At 36.6% G+C, this 6,525-nt stretch carries 6 protein-coding genes and 2 pseudogenes; 6 read left to right on the plus strand and 2 right to left on the minus strand.

Features of this window, described 5'->3' with window-relative positions; all coding sequences use genetic code 11:
• Together JVV30_RS12945 and JVV30_RS12950 are read left to right on the plus strand one after the other, a co-directional pair.
• The coding region (locus tag JVV30_RS12945; protein WP_204194353.1) for a hypothetical protein at positions 1–443 on the plus strand (443 nt) is incomplete at its 5' end.
• Positions 440–832, plus strand: a complete 393-nt coding sequence (locus JVV30_RS12950) for a DEAD/DEAH box helicase family protein (RefSeq protein ID WP_204194354.1) — start codon at positions 440–442, stop codon at positions 830–832. The genes JVV30_RS12945 and JVV30_RS12950, both read left to right, overlap by 4 nt.
• Before the next feature lie 54 nt (positions 833–886).
• Here JVV30_RS12950 and JVV30_RS12955 read toward each other — a convergent pair whose 3' ends face one another.
• Entirely contained in the window at positions 887–2,062 is a 1,176-nt protein-coding gene (locus tag JVV30_RS12955; RefSeq protein ID WP_002328814.1) for an IS256-like element IS1310 family transposase, read from the minus strand.
• Between the two features lie 111 nt (positions 2,063–2,173).
• Here JVV30_RS12955 and JVV30_RS12960 point away from each other — a divergent pair.
• The 4 genes and pseudogenes from JVV30_RS12960 to JVV30_RS12975 form a co-directional block, all read left to right on the plus strand.
• Positions 2,174–2,821: pseudogene (locus JVV30_RS12960) on the plus strand (conjugal transfer protein); the annotation flags it as partial.
• A gap of 274 nt (positions 2,822–3,095) precedes the next feature.
• Positions 3,096–3,176, plus strand: coding sequence for a tetracycline resistance protein (locus JVV30_RS12965; RefSeq protein ID WP_153014608.1), 81 nt, complete (start codon positions 3,096–3,098; stop codon positions 3,174–3,176).
• A 15-nt stretch (positions 3,177–3,191) separates the two neighbouring features.
• Positions 3,192–5,111, plus strand: a complete 1,920-nt coding sequence (gene tet(M), locus JVV30_RS12970) for a tetracycline resistance ribosomal protection protein Tet(M) (protein ID WP_000691727.1) — start codon at positions 3,192–3,194, stop codon at positions 5,109–5,111.
• Positions 5,112–5,268: 157 nt separating this feature from the next.
• Positions 5,269–5,358, plus strand: a pseudogene (locus tag JVV30_RS12975) (IS30 family transposase); the annotation flags it as partial.
• A 41-nt stretch (positions 5,359–5,399) separates the two neighbouring features.
• On the opposite strand, the gene JVV30_RS12980 reads toward JVV30_RS12975, so the two are convergent.
• Complete coding sequence (locus JVV30_RS12980; RefSeq protein WP_003587210.1) at positions 5,400–5,867, minus strand: Dps family protein; 468 nt, start codon at positions 5,865–5,867, stop codon at positions 5,400–5,402.
• Between the last annotated feature and the right edge of the window lie 658 nt (positions 5,868–6,525).

Raw genomic sequence — 6,525 nt, forward strand, 5'->3', positions numbered from 1 at the left:
ATTCAACTTTGCAACAGAACCAAAATAGTTATTCAAAAATGAAGCTAGAGTTACATGACCAAACACTTGCACTTACAGGAGAAGTTGAGAAAGAAGCTTTAGTTTCAAAAAACAAAATGAACTTAAAATATTTTAAGACAGAATTTGTTAATAAAAATGAATTTCCAGATGAATCACTTGAGTATGAATTGCTGAAATTCATTACCCCACTAGTTGAACTTGAATTTTCAATAGATATCACAAATCCCAAGGTTCAAATTGTATTAAGTGAAAGTCAATTAGACTCTTTGATTAAAAACAATAACCTTAAAAGAAATTCAACTGTATTCATACACCCTGATGTTTTTTTTGACACGAAACAAAACAAGATCATTAAAGATTTAAAGATAACTATTCAAGAAATCCCAGATTACTTTTTTGGTAAGGAGCTATGGAGTAGATGATAAAATTAAAAGAATTTCAGCAAAATGCAGTAAATAAGTTATTAGAATTCACAGCACCTGAATATAAAGTTAATGAACTAACAATAAAGGCCCCTACCGGAGCTGGAAAAACTATCATACTTCTGTCATGGATTGAAGAGTATATAAAATCAACGGCAGATGATGTAGCATTTATTTGGTTCACTCCTGGTGCAGGCGAACTGGAAGAACAGTCAAAGGACAAAGCTAATAATTTTTCAAGTATTCAGGCACAATCTGTTGATGACGCATTAAATAATGGCTTTGGTATCGGTTCAGCAACCTTTATCAACTATGAACGAGTGGTCGGGAAAAAATCTAAAGCAATGTTAACAGACAGTGAACACGATAACCTAGTTGATAAAAGGTAGCGTCAAGAATCTTGTGTAAATGAAATGCCTTCGTACATATAATATGTAACTAACTCAAATAAATGATGCTTCCAAGGTGTCCTGGAGTCCTTTAAAGCCTCGGTGGATCCGCTTCAGAGACTTCTCGTTATAAGCATTAAACTGAGAAACCAGGAATCGATCCAGTGAATCTTCCGTTGGAAATTGTTCTTTGCGGTGGGTGGTGCGCTTGAGATGCTTGTTAAAGTTCTCAATCAAGTTAGTGGAGTAGAGTGATTGCCGAATGGCTGGTGGAAAGTCCATGAAAGTGAGCAGATTCGGCATTTTAAGCAGATCTTTGATTAACTTGGGATAGGTACGATGCCAGTTGTTGGCGAACTCATTCAGTTTCAGTTCGGCTGCTTCACGATTGGCAGCCCAATGAACTTGTTTAAAGTCATTGATCACGGCCTTACGGTCTTTCACCCGAACTTTGTTTATCAAATTACGCCCAACATGAACCAGGCAACGTTGTCGTTTAGCTTTGGGAAAATGCCGATTTAAACCTTCATCCAAACCAACTAACCCATCGGCCACAAACAACAGCACATCTTTGACACCTTGCTTAATCAGGGTTCCCAGTAATTCAGTCCAGATCCCAGTTGATTCCGTCGGCGCCACTTGGTAGTTCAGCACTTCTTTCGTACCATCTGGACGAATGCCAATCGCAATATGAACTGCTTCTTTTTGAACGGTATCCCGCTTTAACGGCAAGTAAGTGGCATCTAAGAAGATAGCCGCATATTGTGAAGCCAGTCGACGTTGCTGGAAAGCTTGAACCTGTTCATTGACGGCTTTAGTCATGTTGGAAACCGTGGCTTTGGAGTAGTGAGCACCGTACATATTCTCAATGAGTTCGGCAATTTCAGCAGTGGTAATTCCCTTGGTATACAACTGAATAACCGTTGTTTCTAAATTATCACTGTGCCGACCGTAGGCTGGCAAGGTATGATTTTCAAACCGGCCATTGCGATCTCGAGGAATGGTTAAGTTAAGTTGGCCGTACTTCGTATCAAACGAGCGCTCATAACTGCCGTTGCGGTTATTACCAGTGTTAATCCCAGCGTATGAGTAGCGTTCGTAACCCAAAAACTCTGCCAATTCAGTTTGAAGCAGCTGGTTGATGGCGATTTCAAGGTGGTGACGAAAAACTTCGTCCAAATCTTGTTTTTGGGCTAGTGCAGCGATAATTTCTGTGGTAAGTTCATTCATGGGGAATGCCTCCTGTGATGTTTTCTGTGGTTACTAAATATCATAAGGGAAGGCATTCCCTATTTCTATACAATTTAGAAATCTTTTGTGCGTTTACACAAGATATTTTACGCTCTCCAATCCCAAGAAGCCATTGATAAACGAAATGAGAAATTGACCCATTATTTGACGGAAGAATTGCAGGTATTAAATGAAGAAATGATTCGTAAGGATATTCCTACTAGTTCTAGTGTGAACGATATACAGGTGTGGCAGGTTTCTCAAGTGAATGAGAACACCTTTGAGGTACTGTTTTCTGTTGAACAAGTTATTACCGAAGACAAAGACAAGGAAACTATATCGTCTAGCTTTCATGTGGTTGTCCATATAGATGAATCAGATAATATGGTTATTATCAAAAATCCGACAATGAGTAAGAAACCTCAAAAATCGGACTACCAACCCAAACAGCTAGAAAGTGACCATACAGTAGATACAGAAACGATGGACGAAATCATTAGCTTTTTAGAAACGTTCTTCCAGCTCTATCCTACCGCCACAGAAAAAGAATTGACTTACTATGTAAGTAATCATGTGTTACCTATGATTAACAAGGAATATGTTTTCGAGGAATTGGTGAATCCTATCTTTACCAGAAAAGATAACCAAGTAATCGTGAATGTCGCTGTGAAATATTTAGATCAAGAAACAAAGGCAACCCAAATCTCGCAATTTGAGTTGATATTAGAAAAACAAGATAATTGGAAGATTGTAAAATAACAAATATTGGTACATGATTACAGATACTTTGTAATCATGTACTCTTTTTGATAAAAAATTGGAGATTCCTTTACAAATATGCTCTTACGTGCTATTATTTAAGTGACTATTTAAAAGGAGTTAATAAATATGCGGCAAGGTATTCTTAAATAAACTGTCAATTTGATAGCAGGAACAAATAATTAGATGTCCTTTTTTAGGAGGGCTTAGTTTTTTGTACCCAGTTTAAGAATACCTTTATCATGTGATTCTAAAGTATCCAGAGAATATCTGTATGCTTTGTATACCTATGGTTATGCATAAAAATCCCAGTGATANNTATCACTGGGATTTTTATGCACTTTTGGGTTTTTGAATGGAGGAAAATCACATGAAAATTATTAATATTGGAGTTTTAGCTCATGTTGATGCAGGAAAAACTACCTTAACAGAAAGCTTATTATATAACAGTGGAGCGATTACAGAATTAGGAAGCGTGGACAAAGGTACAACGAGGACGGATAATACGCTTTTAGAACGTCAGAGAGGAATTACAATTCAGACAGGAATAACCTCTTTTCAGTGGGAAAATACGAAGGTGAACATCATAGACACGCCAGGACATATGGATTTCTTAGCAGAAGTATATCGTTCATTATCAGTTTTAGATGGGGCAATTCTACTGATTTCTGCAAAAGATGGCGTACAAGCACAAACTCGTATATTATTTCATGCACTTAGGAAAATGGGGATTCCCACAATCTTTTTTATCAATAAGATTGACCAAAATGGAATTGATTTATCAACGGTTTATCAGGATATTAAAGAGAAACTTTCTGCCGAAATTGTAATCAAACAGAAGGTAGAACTGTATCCTAATATGTGTGTGACGAACTTTACCGAATCTGAACAATGGGATACGGTAATAGAGGGAAACGATGACCTTTTAGAGAAATATATGTCCGGTAAATCATTAGAAGCATTGGAACTCGAACAAGAGGAAAGCATAAGATTTCATAATTGTTCCCTGTTCCCTGTTTATCACGGAAGTGCAAAAAACAATATAGGGATTGATAACCTTATAGAAGTGATTACGAATAAATTTTATTCATCAACACATCGAGGTCCGTCTGAACTTTGCGGAAATGTTTTCAAAATTGAATATACAAAAAAAAGACAACGTCTTGCATATATACGCCTTTATAGTGGAGTACTACATTTACGAGATTCGGTTAGAGTATCAGAAAAAGAAAAAATAAAAGTTACAGAAATGTATACTTCAATAAATGGTGAATTATGTAAGATTGATAGAGCTTATTCTGGAGAAATTGTTATTTTGCAAAATGAGTTTTTGAAGTTAAATAGTGTTCTTGGAGATACAAAACTATTGCCACAGAGAAAAAAGATTGAAAATCCGCACCCTCTACTACAAACAACTGTTGAACCGAGTAAACCTGAACAGAGAGAAATGTTGCTTGATGCCCTTTTGGAAATCTCAGATAGTGATCCGCTTCTACGATATTACGTGGATTCTACGACACATGAAATTATACTTTCTTTCTTAGGGAAAGTACAAATGGAAGTGATTAGTGCACTGTTGCAAGAAAAGTATCATGTGGAGATAGAACTAAAAGAGCCTACAGTCATTTATATGGAGAGACCGTTAAAAAATGCAGAATATACCATTCACATCGAAGTGCCGCCAAATCCTTTCTGGGCTTCCATTGGTTTATCTGTATCACCGCTTCCGTTGGGAAGTGGAATGCAGTATGAGAGCTCGGTTTCTCTTGGATACTTAAATCAATCATTTCAAAATGCAGTTATGGAAGGGATACGCTATGGTTGCGAACAAGGATTATATGGTTGGAATGTGACGGATTGTAAAATCTGTTTTAAGTATGGCTTATACTATAGCCCTGTTAGTACCCCAGCAGATTTTCGGATGCTTGCTCCTATTGTATTGGAACAAGTCTTAAAAAAAGCTGGAACAGAATTGTTAGAGCCATATCTTAGTTTTAAAATTTATGCGCCACAGGAATATCTTTCACGAGCATACAACGATGCTCCTAAATATTGTGCGAACATCGTAGACACTCAATTGAAAAATAATGAGGTCATTCTTAGTGGAGAAATCCCTGCTCGGTGTATTCAAGAATATCGTAGTGATTTAACTTTCTTTACAAATGGACGTAGTGTTTGTTTAACAGAGTTAAAAGGGTACCATGTTACTACCGGTGAACCTGTTTGCCAGCCCCGTCGTCCAAATAGTCGGATAGATAAAGTACGATATATGTTCAATAAAATAACTTAGTGTATTTTATGTTGTTATATAAATATGGTTTCTTGTTAAATAAGATGAAATATTTTTTAATAAAGATTTGAATTAATCCGAACGCTGTTCGGACAAAAAAGATCAGCTTCCTTTAAAATGGTGTTTACCACAAACCCATCTTTTAGGAGCTGATCTTTTGTCTAGTATAACCTATTCCGAACGAATTAAAATCGAAACCTTTTGTGAACTAGGGCTGTCCAATATCCAAATGGGCGTTCGGATTAATTTTAAAATCTACCATAAGTCTACCGATTTTTTAATATTATTTTATTCATCAATTTCCGGCGCCGACCCAAGCTCTGCCTGAATCATCCAGATTTTCTTCTCAATTGCGGTTTTGAGACCAATGAAAATATCTTGGGTACTGAAGTCTTTTTCAACATCGGATACTTCAATGCCGTGTTGGTAAAGGTCTTCCAAGTAACGATAGCCATCAACTAAGTGTGCGAGGCGTTCTGGGGTTGTTTTGTCCCATTCACCAGGCCAGTCTTGAATCTTAGTGTTTTCGGCCATTTCTTTTAAGGTGGAGTAAGGACTGCCATCAAGCGCAATCAGCCGTTCAGAAATGACATCGAGTTGGCTGTCAATTTCTTCCATGAACTCATCCATCAAGGGGTGCAACTTCAAAAAGTTGGGTCCACGCATGTACCAATGCGTCTGATGGATAATCATTGACATCTGGCTCAAATCGGCAACGAGTTGATTTAATACTGCTTTGGTTTTCGTATATTTCATTAGATTGGTCTCCTTTCGATATGGTTATTATAACTTAGTGGTAGCTTAATCTGAAACGTTATACACTGGCAAATTAAGTTATTTATAGCCCGTAGAATTAAGTCGTTTTGAAAAGATGGAGACGTTATATGGAAGATTGTAAAATTAATCTACAATTGAATTTTATTTACCTTATGAAGATGTTCAAAACGCGTTAAAGGAAAGTGCGCAAACCCCTTTATACGTAGAAAGGATGAATGGGTAGTGGGTAACAATGAGTGTAAATTAAATAAGGCACAAAAAAGGATGCTTAAGGATAAAGAAATATATAATCATTTCAATTTAGAAAATATTTCCAGTTCCATCAAAACGGAGCTAAACAAGATAGTGCATGACATCGATGACTAATACTTTAACACCAAACAGAAAGGGGCTATGAATATATAGGGTCTATACTAGATAATGGACCCTATTTATTGAAATGGAGTAGTTGTAGGAGAGCTAGAAATCCTCTTATACCAAGGGTTTCTGGCTCTTCTTATCTTTTTACTGCACTTTTATTGCACTTTTTTCATTTCTTTGTTTCGCAAGTAGTCTACAGTAAATTGATTCTTTGGTGAAGTATCATAATTTTGTTTTGCTTCTTTAAAGGAAATGGGGTTCTGTTGCAAAGTTGAAT

It is taken from the genome of Staphylococcus sp. GDY8P47P (assembly GCF_016892225.1).
In the GTDB taxonomy this organism is placed as follows: domain Bacteria; phylum Bacillota; class Bacilli; order Staphylococcales; family Staphylococcaceae; genus Staphylococcus; species Staphylococcus borealis.